We start from the raw sequence: 15,007 nt of genomic DNA, 5'->3' as shown, positions 1-15,007 counted from the left end.
CGAGAAACCGGGAACGCGCCCTTGGTTCTCGACTTCGTCCGAAGCGAACGGATGGGTGTTTTCAGTCGCGCAGCAGATCGTTGATGCCAGTCTTCGAGCGCGTCTGCGCATCCACGCGCTTGACGATCACGGCGCAATAGAGGCTGGGGCCGGGGGTGCCGTCGGGCAGCGGCTTGCCGGGGAGCGAGCCGGGGACGATGACCGAATAGGGCGGGACTTCCCCCATGAAGATTTCCCCCGTTGCACGGTCGATGATCTTGGTCGATTGGCCGATGAACACGCCCATCGACAGGACGGAACCCTTGCCGATGCGCACGCCTTCGACCACTTCGGACCGCGCGCCGATGAAACAGTCATCCTCGATGATGACCGGGTCGGCCTGCAACGGTTCCAGCACGCCGCCGATGCCCACGCCGCCCGACAGATGGACATTCTTGCCGATCTGGGCGCAGCTGCCCACCGTCACCCAGGCATCGACCATCGTGCCTTCATCGACGAAGGCGCCGATATTGACGAAGCTGGGCATCAGGATGGCGTTTTTGGCGATATGCGCGCCGGCGCGGGCGAAGGCGCCGGGGACCGCGCGGAAACCGGCGGCGCGAAATTCCGCCTCGCCCCAGCCGGCGAATTTGCTGGGCACCTTGTCCCACCAGAAACCGCCGCCGGGGCCGTTGTCGATCAGGGCGTTGTCGTTCAGGCGGAAGGAGAGCAGCACGGCTTTCTTGAGCCACTGGTTGACCTGCCAGCCGCCATCCACCGGCTCTGCGACGCGGCCCTTGCCGCTGTCGAGCAGCGCGAGCGCTGCATTGACGGCATCGCGCACCGGCCCTTGCGTGGTCAGGCTGACATTGGCGCGGTCTTCCCACGCGGCGTCGATGGTGGCTTGCAGGTCTTGGCTCATGGATGCTCCCCAATGATGGCGGCCAGAAATGGCGTCAGATGGTCCGTCTCGAAATCGATGAAATCGGGATGATGGTCGTGATGGCCCGCTTCCGAGCCATTATTGACCCAGATGGTGGTCATGCCGATCGCCTTGGCGGGCTTGAGGTTGCGGGCCATGTCCTCGAAGAAGGCGGCGCGGGTGGGATCGACGCCATGGACGCGGCACAGGTCGGCATAGCCGGACGGATCGGGCTTTGGCACATATTGGCAGGCGTGGATGTCGTGGATCAGTTCGAACGCATTGGCCAATCCGAGCTTGTCGAGCACGCGCGTCGCATAGGCGGCGTCGCCATTGGTGAAGATCAGGCGGCGGCCTGGCAGCGCGGCGATATGGGCGTTGAGCGCGGGATCGACCGCCAGCCGGTCCATCGAAATGTCATGGACATAGTCGAGAAATGCGCGCGGTTCGATGCCATGATGGTGCATCAGCCCCGACAATGTCGTGCCATGATCCATGAAATAGCGTTTCTGGACCGTGCGCGCCTCGACCGGGTCGCAGCCTAGCAACCCCTGGATAAATTCGCCCATCTTCACGTCGATCAGCGCGAACAGGTCCGCCTTCGCCGGATAGAGCGTATTGTCCAGATCGAAGATCCAGGTGTCGATATGGGCCATATCCGCGCGCATGGCCGCGCCCTAGTCCGGCGCGGGGGGAAGGGCAAGCCACTAACCCTTCTCCCCGTGGGGGGGAAGGATATGGAGCCTTGCCGGCGCAGCCGGTTAGGCGGAGTGGGAAGAGGGTGAGGCGCGTGGCTCGGGCCCCCCTCTCCGGCTGCGACTATGCGGCAAAGCCGCCAAGTCTCGCTGCCCTCTCCCCCCAAGGGGAGAGGGTTTCAGCCGCAGCCCAGCGTCTCGCTGTCCTGATAAAAAGCCTGCACCGCGGTCCAGGCATCTTCCGCCGTTTCGACCCAGGTCAGCAGGTTCAGGTCCGAATGCGCAATCACGCCTTCGTCCGCGAGCGCCTCGAAATCCACCACCCGGTTCCAAAAATCCTTGCCGAACAGCAGGATCGGGATCGGCTTCATCTTGCCGGTCTGGATCAGGGTGAGCAGTTCGAACATCTCGTCGAACGTGCCAAAGCCGCCGGGGAAGACGGCCAGGGCGCGGGCGCGCAACAGGAAATGCATCTTGCGCAGCGCAAAATAATGGAACTGGAAGGACAGTTCCGGCGTGACGAAGCGGTTGGGCGCCTGCTCGTGCGGCAGGACGATGTTCATGCCGATCGTGGTCTGGCCGACATCCTGCGCGCCGCGATTGGCGGCTTCCATGATCGACGGGCCGCCGCCCGAACAGACGACGAAGTGGCGGCATCCTTCCGCATTGACCGGATATTGCGCGGCGATTCGCGCCAGCGCGCGGGCTTCCTCATAATAGCGGGCCTTCATGCCCAGATTTTCGGCGATCCGCCTTTGCTCCGGCGTCGTGGCGGCGTCGATCCGCGCCTGCACCTGGTCGGGTTCGGGGATGCGCGCCGATCCGTAGAAGACGAAGGTCGATTCGATCTGCGCCTCGTCCATCAGCAATTGCGGCTTCAATAATTCCAGCTGGAACCGGACCGGGCGCAGGTCTTCGCGCAGCAGAAATTCGCTGTCCTGAAAGGCCAGCTTGTAGGCGGCGCTCTGCGTCTGGGGGGTGCCAACCTGCTTCTTGGCGTCATGGGCCTCTTCGCGGGCCGGGCGGAATTTGCGTTCTTCGATGTCTTTTTTCGTCATTTGCGCCAACTTAGTGGCGCGCGGTGACAAATCCAAGTCCGCTTGGTTCCAGCAAAGGCGCGGGGCAGTCACGCAGCACACTATTCTAACGGCAAAACCCTCCGCGGCCGCCCATGTCGAAGTGGAAATGGTCGTGATGGGCGGCGTTGTAATCGGGGCTGAGGACGGTGTTGAACCGCTTGCAAGCGCTGGCGTGGACGAGCGTCAGGAACTGGCGGGTCTGCCGGTCGCCGGCCCAATCCTTCTGCACGCTGATGCGTCGGCCGTCGCTCAGGACGAAGGCGGACACGTCGATCGCATTGCTGTGCGCATGTTCGGACAATTTGCCGCTGCCCGCGATCGGGCGGCAATTATAGGTGCCAAACGTCTCGATCTTCTCGATCTCCGCGCCGAAGATCACCCGCGCGGCAGGCTGTACGCCATAGCGCGCCCAGGCGGCGAAATTGGCGGCCAGGTTGCATGTCATCGCCCCCAGATTGGTCGCGGGCACGCCGATGTCGAGCAGCTTGACGCTGTTCACGGCGCTGCACCCGCCGCCGAAAGTGCGGTCGGGCAGGGGGGTGAAGGCCACCGCCTGCGACTGGAGTTTGGCGAAGCATTGGCGCGTTTCCAGCGCCGGTTGCGCGGGCGCGCGCACCGGCCGCGACGGGGGCGTCGGCGCACGCGCAACCCGGCCGCGCGGCACTAGGTCGCCGCTGCATCCGCTCAAGCCCAGCGCCAACAGTGCGGCCAGGCCGGCGCCGTGCGCTGTCCGAATCCTTATCGCCCATTCGCTCATGAGTCGGGATGCTAACAGGCAGAATCTTTACGAAGGTTAACGGCGCATTCGCTTCGTCCGATTTTCATGTCGTGCTTGACAGTCGGGCCGAAATCTCTAGTGCCGCCGACGGGCCACGCGGCCCCAACGCCGCGCTGCTCTCTGTAAGGAGACGCTACATGACTGATTTGACTGCCGTTGACGCCACCATTGCGCCTGCCGTAAAGCCCGCAACCCGTCCGGCCCGCCCCTTCTTCTCTTCCGGTCCCTGCGCAAAGCCTCCGGGCTGGGATGCCGCCAAGCTGGCCACCGAGTCGCTCGGCCGCTCGCACCGCGCCAAGATTGGCAAGACCCGCCTCGCCTACAGCATCGACCTGATGCGCGAGCTGCTGAACCTGCCCGACACCCACCGCATCGGCATCGTGCCGGGTTCCGACACCGGCGCCTTCGAAATGGCGATGTGGACGATGCTGGGCGCGCGCCCCGTCACCACCATCGCCTGGGAAAGTTTCGGCGAAGGCTGGGTGACGGACGCCGCCAAGCAGTTGAAGCTGGACCCCACCGTCATCCGCGCCGATTATGGCCAGCTGCCTGACCTGGATGCCGTCGATTTCAGCAACGACGTGTTGTTCACCTGGAACGGCACCACGTCGGGCGTGCGCGTGCCCAACGCCGATTTCATCCCGTCCGACCGTGAAGGGCTGACCTTCGCCGACGCCACCAGCGCGGTGTTCGCCTATGACATCGACTGGGCCAAGATCGACGTCGCCACCTTCTCCTGGCAGAAGGTGCTGGGAGGCGAGGGCGGCCATGGCGTGCTGATCCTTGGCCCCCGCGCGGTCGAGCGCCTCGAAACCTACACTCCCGCCTGGCCGCTGCCCAAGGTGTTCCGCCTGGTGTCGAAGGGCAAGCTCGCCGAAGGCGTGTTCAAGGGCGAGACGATCAACACGCCCTCCATGCTGGCGGTTGAAGATGCGATCTTCGCGCTGGAGTGGGGCAAGTCGGTTGGCGGCTCGGCTGGCCTGATCGCGCGCAGCGATGCCAATGCGGCTGCGCTGGGCAAGATCGTCGCGGAACGGGATTGGCTCTGCCATCTCGCGCTCGATGAGGCTTCGCGGTCGAAGACCAGCGTGTGCCTGACCGTCGAAGGCGCCGACGAAGCCTTCATCAAAGCCTTCGCCGCCCTTCTCGAAAAGGAAGGCGCAGCCTATGACATTGCGGGCTATCGCGATGCCCCGGCGGGCCTGCGCATCTGGTGCGGCGCGACCGTCGAGACGGCGGATATCGAAGCGCTGGGTCCATGGCTCGACTGGGCCTATGCGACCGTGAAGGCCGCCGCTTAACTCTCATAATTGTCGTCATTCCCGCGAAGGCGGGAATCCATCTCCTACCCCAGCCTGCTGTGCGACGTCGGGAGATGGATCCCCGCCTTCGCGGGGATGACGGGGAAATAAGGAATTGAAAAATGCCCAAGGTACTTATCAGCGACAAGATGGACCCCCGCGCCGCCGCGATTTTCCGTGAGCGGGGCATTGAAGTCGACGAAATCACCGGCAAGACCCCCGAAGAACTGATCGCCATCATTGGTGAGTATGATGGCCTCGCCATCCGCTCCTCGACCAAGGTGACGAAGGCGATCCTCGACGCCGCGACGAACCTGAAGGTCATCGGCCGCGCCGGCATCGGCGTCGACAATGTCGACATCCCCTATGCCAGCGCCAAGGGCGTGATCGTCATGAACACCCCGTTCGGCAACTCCATCACCACCGCCGAACATGCCATCGCGCTGATGTTCGCGCTCGCCCGCCAGCTGCCCGAAGCCAATGCCCAAACCCAGCAGGGTCTGTGGCCCAAGAACGGCTTCATGGGCGTGGAAGTCACTGGCAAGACGCTGGGCCTGATCGGCGCGGGCAATATCGGGTCGATCGTCGCCAGCCGCGCGCTGGGCCTCAAGATGAAGGTCGTCGCTTTCGATCCGTTCCTGACGCCCGAACGCGCCATCGAAATGGGCGTGGAAAAGGCTGACCTGGACACGCTGCTGGCCAAGGCCGACTTCATCACGTTGCACACGCCGCTGACTGACCAGACCCGCAACATCCTTTCGAAGGAAAATCTGGCCAAGACCAAGAAGGGCGTGCGCATCATCAACTGCGCGCGCGGTGGCTTGATCGACGAGGCCGCTTTGAAGGACGCGCTGGATTCGGGCCAAGTCGCGGGAGCCGCGCTCGACGTGTTCGTGACTGAACCGGCCAAAGAATCGCCGCTGTTCGGCACGCCGGGCTTCATCTGCACCCCGCATCTGGGCGCATCGACCGACGAAGCGCAGGTCAATGTCGCGCTCCAGGTCGCTGACCAGTTGAGCGACTATCTGCTCGACGGCGGTATCACCAATGCGCTCAACGTGCCGTCGCTCAGCGCCGAGGAAGCGCCCAAGCTGAAGCCCTATATGGCGATCGCGGAAAAGCTGGGCAGCCTTGTCGGCCAGTTGGAAGGCGACGCGATCACCGGCGTTGCGGTGGAAGTCGAAGGCCATGCCGCCGAACTGAACCAGAAGCCGATCACGGCGGCGGTGTTGGCGGGCCTGATGCGCGTCTATTCGGACACGGTGAACATGGTCAACGCGCCGTTCCTGGCGAAGGAACGCGGCCTGGACGTGCGCGAAGTGCGCCACGACCGCGAAGGCGCGTACCAGACGCTGATTCGCGTCACCGTGACCACCGAAAATGGTGAGCGCTCGGTTGCCGGCACGCTGTTCGGTCCCGAAAGCCCCCGCCTGGTCGAACTGTTCGGTATCAAGGTGGAGGCCGATCTCGACGGCACGATGCTCTACATCGTCAACCAGGATGCGCCGGGCTTCATCGGTCGGCTGGGGAGCAAGCTCGGCGAATCGGACGTCAATATCGGCACCTTCCATCTGGGCCGTCGCAACCAGGGCGGCGAAGCCGTGCTGCTGCTGTCGGTCGACGGCACCGTCACCGAACCGCTGCGCTGGGAAATCTGCAACCTGACCGGCGTGAAGCAGGTGAAGCTGCTGCGTTTCGCGTAAGTCTGCTCTAAAAGCCCTCTCCCCGCCGGGGAGAGGGTTGGGAGAGGGGGAGCAACGATGCGGATTGATCCAACGCTCAAGGCTCGCGCGCGGTTTATGCGCGCTAACCCTACCCCCGCAGAACAAAAGCTATGGCTCGCCCTGCGTGCCAACCGTTTCGAAAATCAGCAATTCACGCGCCAGACGATCATCCCGCCCTACATCGTCGACTTCGCATCAAAAGCTGCAAAGCTGGTCGTTGAAATCGATGGGGATACACATTCCGCTGAAGATCGCTATGACGCGCGGCGGATAGAGTTTCTGGAATCGCAGGGGTATCGCGTGATCCGTTTTGGCAATCCTGATGTGATGGGGAATATCGAGGGCGTGCTGAGCATGATTGCGCAGGCGTTGCGCATCCCCCTCTCCCCAACCCTCTCCCCCAGGGGAGAGGGAGTTAAGGCATGACCATGATCCCGCCCAGCCTCTTGCCCGAGGGCCTGTCCGATCGCTTGCCGCCGCAGGCTGAAGCCTCCGCGCGGCTGGCCCGCCGCGTGCTCGATACGGTCGCGGCCCATGGCTATGAACGGGTCATGCCGCCGCTCGCGGAATTTGAGGATACGCTGACCCAGCGGTTGAAATCCATGCGCGCGCAGGATCTGGTCCGCGTGGTCGATCCCGTGTCGCAGCGCAGTCTGGCCTTTCGCCCGGACATGACCGCGCAGGTCGGGCGCATCGCCGCGACTCGGCTGGCCGCCGCGCCGCGTCCGCTGCGCCTGTCCTATGCCGGGCCGGTGATCCGCCAGAAGGCGAGCCAACTGCGCCCCGAACGCGAGAAATTGCAGCTCGGCGCCGAATTGATCGGCAGCGACGGCACAGCCGCCGCGGTGGAGATCGTCAACATCGCGATCGAGGCGTTGCAGGCCGCCGGCGTCACCGGCATCACCATCGACTTCACCTTGCCCGATCTGATCGATGCGCTGGCCGCCGGGCCGCTGCCGCTCGGCCCGCAGGCGATCGAGGCGGTGCGCGCCGGACTGGACGCCAAGGATGCGGGCGCATTGGTCGCCATCAGCCCAGCCGCCGCCGCCTATCTGCCGCTGATCGAGGCGACCGGACCCTTCCATGCCGCGATGGAGCGGCTCGAAGCCTTGAGCGCGCAACTGGGCGGCGCGATCGACAGCCGCATTGCGGGCCTGCGCGCCATCGCCAAGCCGATCGGCTGGGACATCACCCTGACGCTCGATCCGACCGAACGGCACGGTTTCGAATTTCAGAACTGGTTCGGCTTCTCCATCTTCGCCGAGGGCTTCATTGGCGAGATCGGGCGCGGCGGCAGCTACGCCATTGCGCGGGCCGACGGCGCGGACGAACCGGCCATGGGCTTTTCGCTCTATCCCGATCCGCTGATCGATGCGGGTTTCGGCGGCGAAAGCCCCAAGCGCCTGTTCCTGCCGCTGGGCCATGACGCAGACCGCGCGGCGACCCTGCGCGCCGAAGGTTGGCACACCGTCGCCGCCCTGTCAGGCGACGAAGATGGCGCGGCGCAACGCTGTTCGCACTGGCTGGATGGGGCGGAGCCGCGCGCCTATTGACTTGACTTCACCGGGTCAGCGCGGCTAACGCGCGCCCCGAAACAGGGTGCAATATGCGCCCGCTTGATCCCACCGGCATGCCGAGTCCCGTCGAAGGGCATGGCCGGTCCGCGCGGCGGGCGGAGGACTGTATCTGTGGCAAATGTAACCGTGATCGGCGCTCAGTGGGGCGACGAAGGCAAGGGCAAGATCGTCGACTGGCTGTCGGAGCGCGCTGATGTCGTCGCCCGATTCCAGGGCGGGCATAATGCCGGTCATACGCTGGTCGTGGGCGAAAAGGTCTATAAGCTGTCGCTGCTCCCCTCGGGCATCGTGCGCGGCACGCTTTCGGTGATCGGCAATGGCGTGGTGCTGGACCCCTGGCACTTCCGCGACGAAGTCGCCAAGCTGAAGGGGCAGGGCGTGACGATCACGCCCGACAATCTTCAGATCGCCGAAACCTGCCCGTTGATCCTGCCCTTCCACCGCGACCTGGACGGCCTGCGCGAGGATGCGAGCGGGGCTGGCAAGATCGGTACCACCCGCCGCGGCATCGGCCCGGCCTATGAGGACAAGGTCGGCCGCCGGGCGATCCGCGTGTGCGACCTGGCGCATCTCGATGACCTCGACCTCCAGATCGACCGGCTGACCGCGCATCACGACGCGCTGCGCGCCGGTTTTGGCGAAGCGCCGATCGATCGCGCCCGCCTGGTCGCGGAACTGACCGAGATCGCGGCCTTCATCCTGCCCTTCGTCAAGCCGGTGTGGCTGACCCTCAACAAGGCGAAGGCGGCGGGAAAGCGCATCCTGTTCGAAGGCGCGCAAGGCACGCTGCTCGACATCGACCATGGCACCTATCCCTTCGTCACATCGTCCAACACGGTCGCGGGCACGGCGGCGAGCGGCACCGGCCTTGGTCCCAATGCGGCGGGGTTCGTGCTGGGCATCGTCAAGGCTTACACCACGCGCGTCGGCTCCGGTCCGTTCCCGACCGAACTGGAAGACGAAACCGGCCAGCGGCTGGGCGAGCGCGGCCATGAATTTGGCACGGTTACCGGTCGCAAGCGCCGCTGCGGCTGGTTCGACGCCGTGCTGGTGCGCCAGTCGATCGCCGTGTCGGGCGTCACCGGCATCGCGCTGACGAAGCTGGACGTGCTGGACGGCTTCGAAGAACTGAAAATCTGCGTCGGCTACCAGATCGGCGACCAGACATTCGACTATCTGCCCGCCCATGCGCAGGACCAAGCGAAGGCGCAGCCGATCTACGAAACGATCGAGGGCTGGCACGACACCACGGCCGGCGCGCGCAGCTGGGCCGAACTGCCCGCGCAGGCGATCAAATATATCCGCCGGATCGAGGAGTTGATCGGTTGCCCGGTCACGCTGGTATCCACGTCCCCGGAACGCGACGACACCATCCTCGTCCGCGATCCCTTCGCGGACTAAAGAGCATGGCCGAACAACGCTTCGAGCGCCACAAGCAGGCCTGGACCCAGGATGAGATCCAGAAACTGCACACGCTGGCCAAGAAGGGCATGGGCCTGAAAGCGATCGCCAAGGCGCTGACCCGCACCGAGGAATCGGTCAAGGCCCGCGCCAAGGAAGACAGCCTGAACATCGCCAAGCTGCGCTGAATAACATCCGTTCGTTTCGAGCGAAGTCGAGAAACGGATAGCGTGAGCTTCGTGTCTGGACCCGGCCAGACAGCCATGCGAAGACTACTCCTCATCAACAGGGAAGGCTTCGCATGGCGCTCGACATTCTCGTCCTCTACGGCTCCTATCGCCGTGGTCGGCTCGGCATCCGGCTGGCCGATTATCTGGTTCGCGGGTTCGAGGGGTTGGGGCACAAGGCGCAGCTGGTCGATGCCATGGCAGTCGACCTGCCCATGCTCGACCTGCGCTATAGCGACTATCCGGCGGGGCAGGCGCCCGCCGCGATGGCGCAGCTTGCCGACCGGCTGACCGCCGCCGACGCCTTCGTCTTCGTCGCGGGCGAATATAATCGCGGGATGCAGCCGGGCCTCAAAAATCTGGTCGATCATTATTTGAGAGAGTTCGACCGCCGTCCCGCCGCCATCGCCAGCTATTCGATGGGGCGCTTTGCAGGTGTCAACAGCCATGCCGACTGGACGGTGACGCTGTCGGCCATGGGCATGGCGGTGGTGCCGGAGCGGCTGAGCGTCGGCCAGATCGGCCAGACGCTGGACGAACAGGCGCAGCCGCTGGGTGAGGGCGGCGCGGCGCTGGAACGCGGCTTTGCCGGGTTCGCCAACAGCCTCGTCTGGTGGGCGGAGGCTGCTAAAGCCGCGCGCTGAACCGCCGGTCGATCCAGACCAGCGCATAGCCGGCCGCGACGAAGCCGGCCGCGATCAGGACGGCGTTGAGCGCGACCTGGCCGATGCCCAGCGTCGCGACATTGATGAAGGGATAGGCATATTTGCCCTCCATCATGCCGCGGAGAAGGGCGTAGGGCAGGTACAGCGCGGGAAAAATCGCCCAGATCCAGGGATCGCGCCAGCCCAGCCGCCCCTTGCGGGCAAACATGATCCACCAGAGCGGCGTGAGCAGCGGCGTGACCTTGTGCAGCAGCGTGTCGGCCAGCAGCGCGCCGCCGCTCAAGGACAAAAGGCCGCGCAGCAGCAGGCCGTAGATGATGCCGACCAGCAGGATCGCCAGCAGCACGCCGCCCAGCCAGCGCGGCGTCACCCGGTATCCGAGCGCGATCGCGGCGAATGTCAGGGCGACCGCCATGTTGGTCAGCACCGTGAAGAAGCGCAGCAATATCCACAGCGTTTCCGCGACAGAACCGTTGTGCGCAAAAGTCGCGTCGAACTGGATCGCAAGCCCAGTGATCGCCACCAGCGCGACGACGGCGGCGCAGAGACGGTCGCCCGTCATGCCGCTATGCGCTCCCGTCCATCCTCTTCGCCCGCCGCTATCACGGTGGCCGCCACCAGGTCGCCCGTCACATTGAGGCTGGTGCGGCACATGTCGAGGAAACGATCGACCCCCAGCACCAGCCCGATCCCTTCGGGCGGCACGCCGACCATGCCCAGGATCATCGCGACGACCGGCAGCGATCCGGCGGGGACGCCCGCGGTGCCTACCCCGCCCAATATGCACACCAGCATCACCATCAATTGCTGCGCCAGGCTTAGGTCGACGCCGAAAAATTGCGCCAGGAACAGGACGGTGATGCCTTCGAACATCGCCGTGCCATTTTGGTTGGCGGTCGCGCCGATGGTCAGGACGAAGCGGGCGATGCGGCGCGGCAGGTGCAACTTGTCCTCCGCCACGCGGATCGCGGTGGGCAGGGTGGCGTTGGAGGAGGCGGTGGCGAAGGCCATGACGCTCGCCTCCTGCACCGCCGCAAAGAAGGCGAGGGGGGAGCGGCGCGCGAGCAGGGCGATGAGCAGCGGATAGACGACGAACATCTGGATCGCCAATGCCAGCAGCACGACGCCGACATAGGCGGACAGGCGGATCAGCAAGTCCCATCCGAACTGCGCGGCCAGGTTGAACATGAAACAGGCAATGGCGATCGGGGCGAGGCGGATGACGATACCGATGAGGCGCATCGACACGTCGAACAGGCCCTCCATCGCGTTCAGCAATATCTTCGACTGGTCGGTCTGCACCAGCACCAGCCCGATGCCGAAGAAGAGGGCGAAGACCATCACCGCCAATATGTCGTTATTGGCCATCGCCGCGACGATATTGTCGGGAATGATGGCGATCAGCGCAGCCATGCCCGTCGGCGTGTCGCCGCTACGGGCCAGGACCGCCTTGGCCCCCGCGCCCGCGTCGGCCAGCATCGCCTGCGCCGTCGCCGGATCGACTCCGCCGCCCGGCCGCAGCAGGTTGACCAGAGCCAAGCTGATGACGACGGCGATGCCCGACACCACCAGCGTATAGAGGAGGGTGCGCAGGCCGATCCGCCGCAGCGATCGCATTTCGCCCATGTCGGCGATGCCCACGATCAGCGCCGACACCAGCAGCGGGATGACCAGCATGAACAGCAATCGCAGGAAGACCTGCCCGATCGGCCCGGTGACATAGGTGGTGACGGCATCGACCCAGCGCGCGTCAGGCGCCGCCATATAGACACCCAGGCCCAGGATCAGGCCGATCAGGAACCCTGCCAGCATCTGCCACTGGAGCGAGAGCGCCGCCGTCTTGCCGCCGCTGTCGGGCGCGTCGCTGGTCACAGGCTTTCTCCGTTCGGCTATCCCGTTTCAACGAGCCGCGGCGGTGCGAGTTGCGTGCGTGCGGGATATTTCGTTTCGCTATGGCATCAAGGGAGCATTTCCGCGACGCTGGCGTTACCGCAGTCGATTGTTTCCGGAGACTTGCATGATCGTCGATCCCGTTCCCAGCCTGCGCCGGCTGGCCGCCGAAGTGTGGAAGCCGCTGACCCTGTTGTTCGTCTGGGACTGCGCGGTGACGATCACTTATTATGTGCTGCCGTTCAAGGCGCCCTCGCTGCCGCTGACCATCTTCGGGTCGGCGCTGGCGCTGTTCCTGGGTTTCCGCTCCAACAGCGCCTATCAGCGCTGGTGGGAAGGGCGGATTTTATGGGGCGCGATGATCAATGCATCGCGCAGCCTGGCCCGCGCGAGCCGCAATTTCCTGCCCGATCCGGTGGCGCGCGACCTGAAGCGCGAGATCGTGATGCGCCAAATCGCCTATGTGAATGCGCTGCGTTGCCAGTTGCGCCGCCAGCCGATCGGCGAGGATGTGACCCGTTTCCTGCGGGAAGAGGATAAGGGGAAGGCGCTGGCCCGCGCCAATCCCGCCAATGGCCTGCTCGACAGTACCGGCCGACGCATCGACATCGCCCGGCGCGAAGGCTGGATCGACACCATCCAGCAGGCGCAGATGGAGGCTGTGCTGGTCGACATCGCCAATGCGCAGGGCGGCATGGAGCGGATCAAGAACACACCCCTGCCGATGCAATATCGCTTCCTGCCGACGCTCTTCACCCATGTCCTGTGCATCTTGCTGCCGATTGGGCTGGTCGAGACGCTGGGTTTCGCGACCCCGCTGGGGTCGACGGTGGCGGGCCTGATGTTCTTGGCGGTGCTGCGGATCGGCGACGACCTGGTCGATCCGTTCGACAACAGCGTGCATGACGTGCCGCTGCTGGCGATGTGCCGCACGATCGAGATCGACCTGCTCCAGTCGATCGGCGACCCCGCGCCAGAGCCGGTGAAGCCGGTGCGCGGAGTGTTGTGGTAAAGGAAGCTCGTATTCCCGCGCAGGCGGGAATCCAGTGCCGACTTCTGGACTAGGCCCCCGCCTGCGCGGGAGCACGCCAGCCTTTGCTTATTACCCCTTGTGCCCGTCGTCCACCATGTCGGACGCCAGTTCCAGCCCTGCGCGGCCATGGGCCGCGCCATGCGCCGGCGCCTTGGGGTGGGGCACGTCTTCCGGCTCCTCGACCTCCAGCATGCCTTCCCATTTGGTGATGACCGACGTGGCAATGGCGTTGCCCAGCACATTGGTTGCGGTGCGGCCCATGTCCATGAAATGATCGACCGCCAGGATGAAGGCGATGCCCTCCACCGGCAGGTCGAACTGGCCCAGCGTCGCGGCGACCACCACGAGGCTGGCGCGCGGTACTGCGGCGATGCCCTTGCTGGTCACCATCAGCACGAGCAGGATGGTGATCTGCGTCGCGATCGGCAGGTCGATGCCATAGGCCTGGGCGATGAAGATCGTCGCGAAGGTCGAATACATCATCGACCCGTCGAGGTTGAAGCTATAGCCCAGCGGCAGCACGAAGCTGTAGATGCGGCGCGGGATGCCGAAGCGATCGAGCTGCTCCAACATCTTGGGGTAAGCAGCTTCGGACGAGGCAGTCGAGAAGGCGATCAGGATCGGTTCGCGGACATAGCGGATCAGCTTGAACATCCGCTTGCCAAGGAAAATCGATCCGGCACCGAACAGCAGCAGCCACAGGCAGAACAGGGCAATGTAAAATTCGCCGACCAGTTCGCCATAGGTTTTAAGGACCCCCAGCCCCTGCACCGTCACCGACGACGCCAGCGCACCGAACACCGCGAACGGGGCGACGCGCATGACATAGCCGGTCACTTGCAACATCAGTTCGACCATCGCCTCGATGACCGTGATGATCGGCTTGCCCTTGTCGCCGATGGCGGTCAGCGCCACGCCCACGAACAGCGAGAAGACGACGATCTGGAGGATCTGGTTGTCCGCCATCGCCCCGATCATGGACGTCGGGAAGACATGGAGGATGAAGTCGCGGAAGTTGAGCGCTTCGGTATTCACGCCCGCATCCGCACCGGAACGGACGAGGTTGAGGCCGTCGCCCGGCGCGAAGAAATTGACGAAGATCAGGCCCAGGGTCAGCGATATCAGGCTGGCGATGATGAACCAGGCGAGCGCGCGCCCACCGATCCGCCCCAGCGCGGCGCTGTCACCCATATGGGCGATGCCTGCGACCAGCGTGGAAAAGACCAGAGGCGCGATGATCATCTTGATCAGGTGCAGGAATATGTCGGCCAGAAGGTGGAAATATCCCGCCACATCCTTTGCCAGCGTTTCGTCGCCGCCGACCCAAAGATTGGCCACGAAGCCCGTGATCACCCCCAGGACCATGCCGATGAGGATGAAGACTGTCAGTCTGTTTCGCATCAAATCCCTTTAGGCTGCCGGTGCGCAGCCCCCGCCTATTGTACCTCTGTCAGGCTGACACCTAACAGGCGCATGGGCCACCCGCAATCGCGGCGCGTCCATGCGCATCAGGGAAGACGAAGCAGCCGCGCCTTTCCACGCCCTGATAGCCTGTCTCGCAATGCGCCTCTGGCGCATGCAGCACCGAAATGCGCTCTTCCGCGCATTTCGAGACAGATGGGGTGGTTGCCGCCCTCCCCAGACGGCATCGCAATGTGCCAAGATAGTGGTGTTGAAAGGCCACTGAGCGGAAAGGACGGCAACCGTGACAAAGGATATGATGATCGGGGTTGATT

Annotated in this window: 16 protein-coding genes; 8 read left to right on the top strand and 8 right to left on the bottom strand. The window is 64.6% G+C overall.

Annotation, left to right across the window (positions count from 1 at the left end):
• Positions 1–61 precede the first annotated feature (61 nt).
• The 4 genes from dapD to HHL08_RS23500 all read right to left on the bottom strand — a co-directional run bounded on the left by dapD (position 62) and on the right by HHL08_RS23500 (position 3,432).
• Complete coding sequence (gene dapD, locus HHL08_RS23515) at positions 62–901, bottom strand: 2,3,4,5-tetrahydropyridine-2,6-dicarboxylate N-succinyltransferase (protein ID WP_169575347.1); 840 nt, start codon at positions 899–901, stop codon at positions 62–64.
• Positions 898–1,569: a pyrimidine 5'-nucleotidase gene (locus HHL08_RS23510; protein ID WP_169575346.1), complete on the bottom strand. Its 672-nt coding sequence runs from the start codon at positions 1,567–1,569 to the stop codon at positions 898–900. The genes dapD and HHL08_RS23510 overlap by 4 nt, the downstream gene beginning before the upstream one ends.
• 206 nt (positions 1,570–1,775) lie before the next feature.
• Complete coding sequence (locus HHL08_RS23505; protein WP_169575345.1) at positions 1,776–2,654, bottom strand: LOG family protein; 879 nt, start codon at positions 2,652–2,654, stop codon at positions 1,776–1,778.
• A gap of 85 nt (positions 2,655–2,739) precedes the next feature.
• Entirely contained in the window at positions 2,740–3,432 is a 693-nt protein-coding gene (locus tag HHL08_RS23500) for an extensin family protein (protein WP_169575344.1), read from the bottom strand.
• A gap of 158 nt (positions 3,433–3,590) precedes the next feature.
• Between HHL08_RS23500 and HHL08_RS23495 the strand changes: the two genes are divergently transcribed.
• The 7 genes from HHL08_RS23495 to HHL08_RS23465 all read left to right on the top strand — a co-directional run bounded on the left by HHL08_RS23495 (position 3,591) and on the right by HHL08_RS23465 (position 10,327).
• On the top strand, positions 3,591–4,754 hold the full coding sequence (locus tag HHL08_RS23495; RefSeq protein ID WP_169575343.1) for a phosphoserine transaminase: 1,164 nt from the start codon (positions 3,591–3,593) through the stop codon (positions 4,752–4,754).
• Between the two features lie 122 nt (positions 4,755–4,876).
• A complete protein-coding gene (gene serA, locus HHL08_RS23490; RefSeq protein WP_169575342.1) occupies positions 4,877–6,457 on the top strand; it encodes a phosphoglycerate dehydrogenase in 1,581 nt (526 codons plus the stop codon).
• Positions 6,458–6,514: 57 nt separating this feature from the next.
• Positions 6,515–6,904 (top strand): endonuclease domain-containing protein, encoded by a 390-nt coding sequence (locus tag HHL08_RS23485; RefSeq protein WP_169575341.1) that lies wholly within the window; start codon positions 6,515–6,517, stop codon positions 6,902–6,904.
• Positions 6,901–8,031: an ATP phosphoribosyltransferase regulatory subunit gene (locus HHL08_RS23480; RefSeq protein WP_169575340.1), complete on the top strand. Its 1,131-nt coding sequence runs from the start codon at positions 6,901–6,903 to the stop codon at positions 8,029–8,031. The genes HHL08_RS23485 and HHL08_RS23480 overlap by 4 nt, the downstream gene beginning before the upstream one ends.
• A 135-nt stretch (positions 8,032–8,166) precedes the next feature.
• Entirely contained in the window at positions 8,167–9,456 is a 1,290-nt protein-coding gene (locus HHL08_RS23475) for an adenylosuccinate synthase (protein ID WP_169575339.1), read from the top strand.
• A gap of 5 nt (positions 9,457–9,461) precedes the next feature.
• Complete coding sequence (locus tag HHL08_RS23470; protein WP_088185239.1) at positions 9,462–9,644, top strand: hypothetical protein; 183 nt, start codon at positions 9,462–9,464, stop codon at positions 9,642–9,644.
• Between the two features lie 113 nt (positions 9,645–9,757).
• Positions 9,758–10,327, top strand: coding sequence for an NADPH-dependent FMN reductase (locus tag HHL08_RS23465; RefSeq protein WP_169575338.1), 570 nt, complete (start codon positions 9,758–9,760; stop codon positions 10,325–10,327).
• Here the strand turns inward: HHL08_RS23465 and HHL08_RS23460 are convergent.
• Together HHL08_RS23460 and HHL08_RS23455 are read right to left on the bottom strand one after the other, a co-directional pair.
• On the bottom strand, positions 10,311–10,910 hold the full coding sequence (locus tag HHL08_RS23460; protein WP_169575337.1) for a Pr6Pr family membrane protein: 600 nt from the start codon (positions 10,908–10,910) through the stop codon (positions 10,311–10,313). The genes HHL08_RS23465 and HHL08_RS23460 overlap by 17 nt on opposite strands.
• Complete coding sequence (locus HHL08_RS23455) at positions 10,907–12,160, bottom strand: dicarboxylate/amino acid:cation symporter (protein ID WP_169575362.1); 1,254 nt, start codon at positions 12,158–12,160, stop codon at positions 10,907–10,909. Before HHL08_RS23455 ends, HHL08_RS23460 begins: the two co-directional genes overlap by 4 nt.
• Before the next feature lie 205 nt (positions 12,161–12,365).
• On the opposite strand from HHL08_RS23455, the gene HHL08_RS23450 reads away from it, so the two are divergent.
• On the top strand, positions 12,366–13,250 hold the full coding sequence (locus HHL08_RS23450) for a bestrophin family protein (protein WP_169575336.1): 885 nt from the start codon (positions 12,366–12,368) through the stop codon (positions 13,248–13,250).
• 90 nt (positions 13,251–13,340) lie between these two features.
• On the opposite strand, the gene HHL08_RS23445 is transcribed toward HHL08_RS23450, so the two are convergent.
• Together HHL08_RS23445 and HHL08_RS25405 are read right to left on the bottom strand one after the other, a co-directional pair.
• On the bottom strand, positions 13,341–14,672 hold the full coding sequence (locus HHL08_RS23445) for a dicarboxylate/amino acid:cation symporter (RefSeq protein ID WP_169575335.1): 1,332 nt from the start codon (positions 14,670–14,672) through the stop codon (positions 13,341–13,343).
• Positions 14,673–14,733: 61 nt separating this feature from the next.
• Positions 14,734–15,007: hypothetical protein (locus HHL08_RS25405; RefSeq protein ID WP_206378061.1), on the bottom strand; the 274-nt coding region annotated here is incomplete at its 5' end.

The sequence above is a fragment of the Sphingobium psychrophilum genome, from assembly GCF_012927105.1.
GTDB classification, from domain to species: Bacteria; Pseudomonadota; Alphaproteobacteria; order Sphingomonadales; family Sphingomonadaceae; genus Sphingobium; species Sphingobium psychrophilum.
The sequence above is the reverse complement of the archived record's forward strand: the minus strand, read 5'-3'. Positions and strand labels throughout refer to the sequence as shown.

Coding starts and splice junctions, on each gene's coding strand:
- dapD (WP_169575347.1), bottom strand. CDS start 901: ATGAGCCAAGACCTGCAAGCCACCATCGACGCCGCGTGGGAAGACCGC.
- HHL08_RS23510 (WP_169575346.1), bottom strand. CDS start 1,569: ATGCGCGCGGATATGGCCCATATCGACACCTGGATCTTCGATCTGGAC.
- HHL08_RS23505 (WP_169575345.1), bottom strand. CDS start 2,654: ATGACGAAAAAAGACATCGAAGAACGCAAATTCCGCCCGGCCCGCGAA.
- HHL08_RS23500 (WP_169575344.1), bottom strand. CDS start 3,432: ATGAGCGAATGGGCGATAAGGATTCGGACAGCGCACGGCGCCGGCCTG.
- HHL08_RS23495 (WP_169575343.1), top strand. CDS start 3,591: ATGACTGATTTGACTGCCGTTGACGCCACCATTGCGCCTGCCGTAAAG.
- serA (WP_169575342.1), top strand. CDS start 4,877: ATGCCCAAGGTACTTATCAGCGACAAGATGGACCCCCGCGCCGCCGCG.
- HHL08_RS23485 (WP_169575341.1), top strand. CDS start 6,515: ATGCGGATTGATCCAACGCTCAAGGCTCGCGCGCGGTTTATGCGCGCT.
- HHL08_RS23480 (WP_169575340.1), top strand. CDS start 6,901: ATGACCATGATCCCGCCCAGCCTCTTGCCCGAGGGCCTGTCCGATCGC.
- HHL08_RS23470 (WP_088185239.1), top strand. CDS start 9,462: ATGGCCGAACAACGCTTCGAGCGCCACAAGCAGGCCTGGACCCAGGAT.
- HHL08_RS23465 (WP_169575338.1), top strand. CDS start 9,758: ATGGCGCTCGACATTCTCGTCCTCTACGGCTCCTATCGCCGTGGTCGG.
- HHL08_RS23460 (WP_169575337.1), bottom strand. CDS start 10,910: ATGACGGGCGACCGTCTCTGCGCCGCCGTCGTCGCGCTGGTGGCGATC.
- HHL08_RS23455 (WP_169575362.1), bottom strand. CDS start 12,160: ATGCTGGCAGGGTTCCTGATCGGCCTGATCCTGGGCCTGGGTGTCTAT.
- HHL08_RS23450 (WP_169575336.1), top strand. CDS start 12,366: ATGATCGTCGATCCCGTTCCCAGCCTGCGCCGGCTGGCCGCCGAAGTG.
- HHL08_RS23445 (WP_169575335.1), bottom strand. CDS start 14,672: ATGCGAAACAGACTGACAGTCTTCATCCTCATCGGCATGGTCCTGGGG.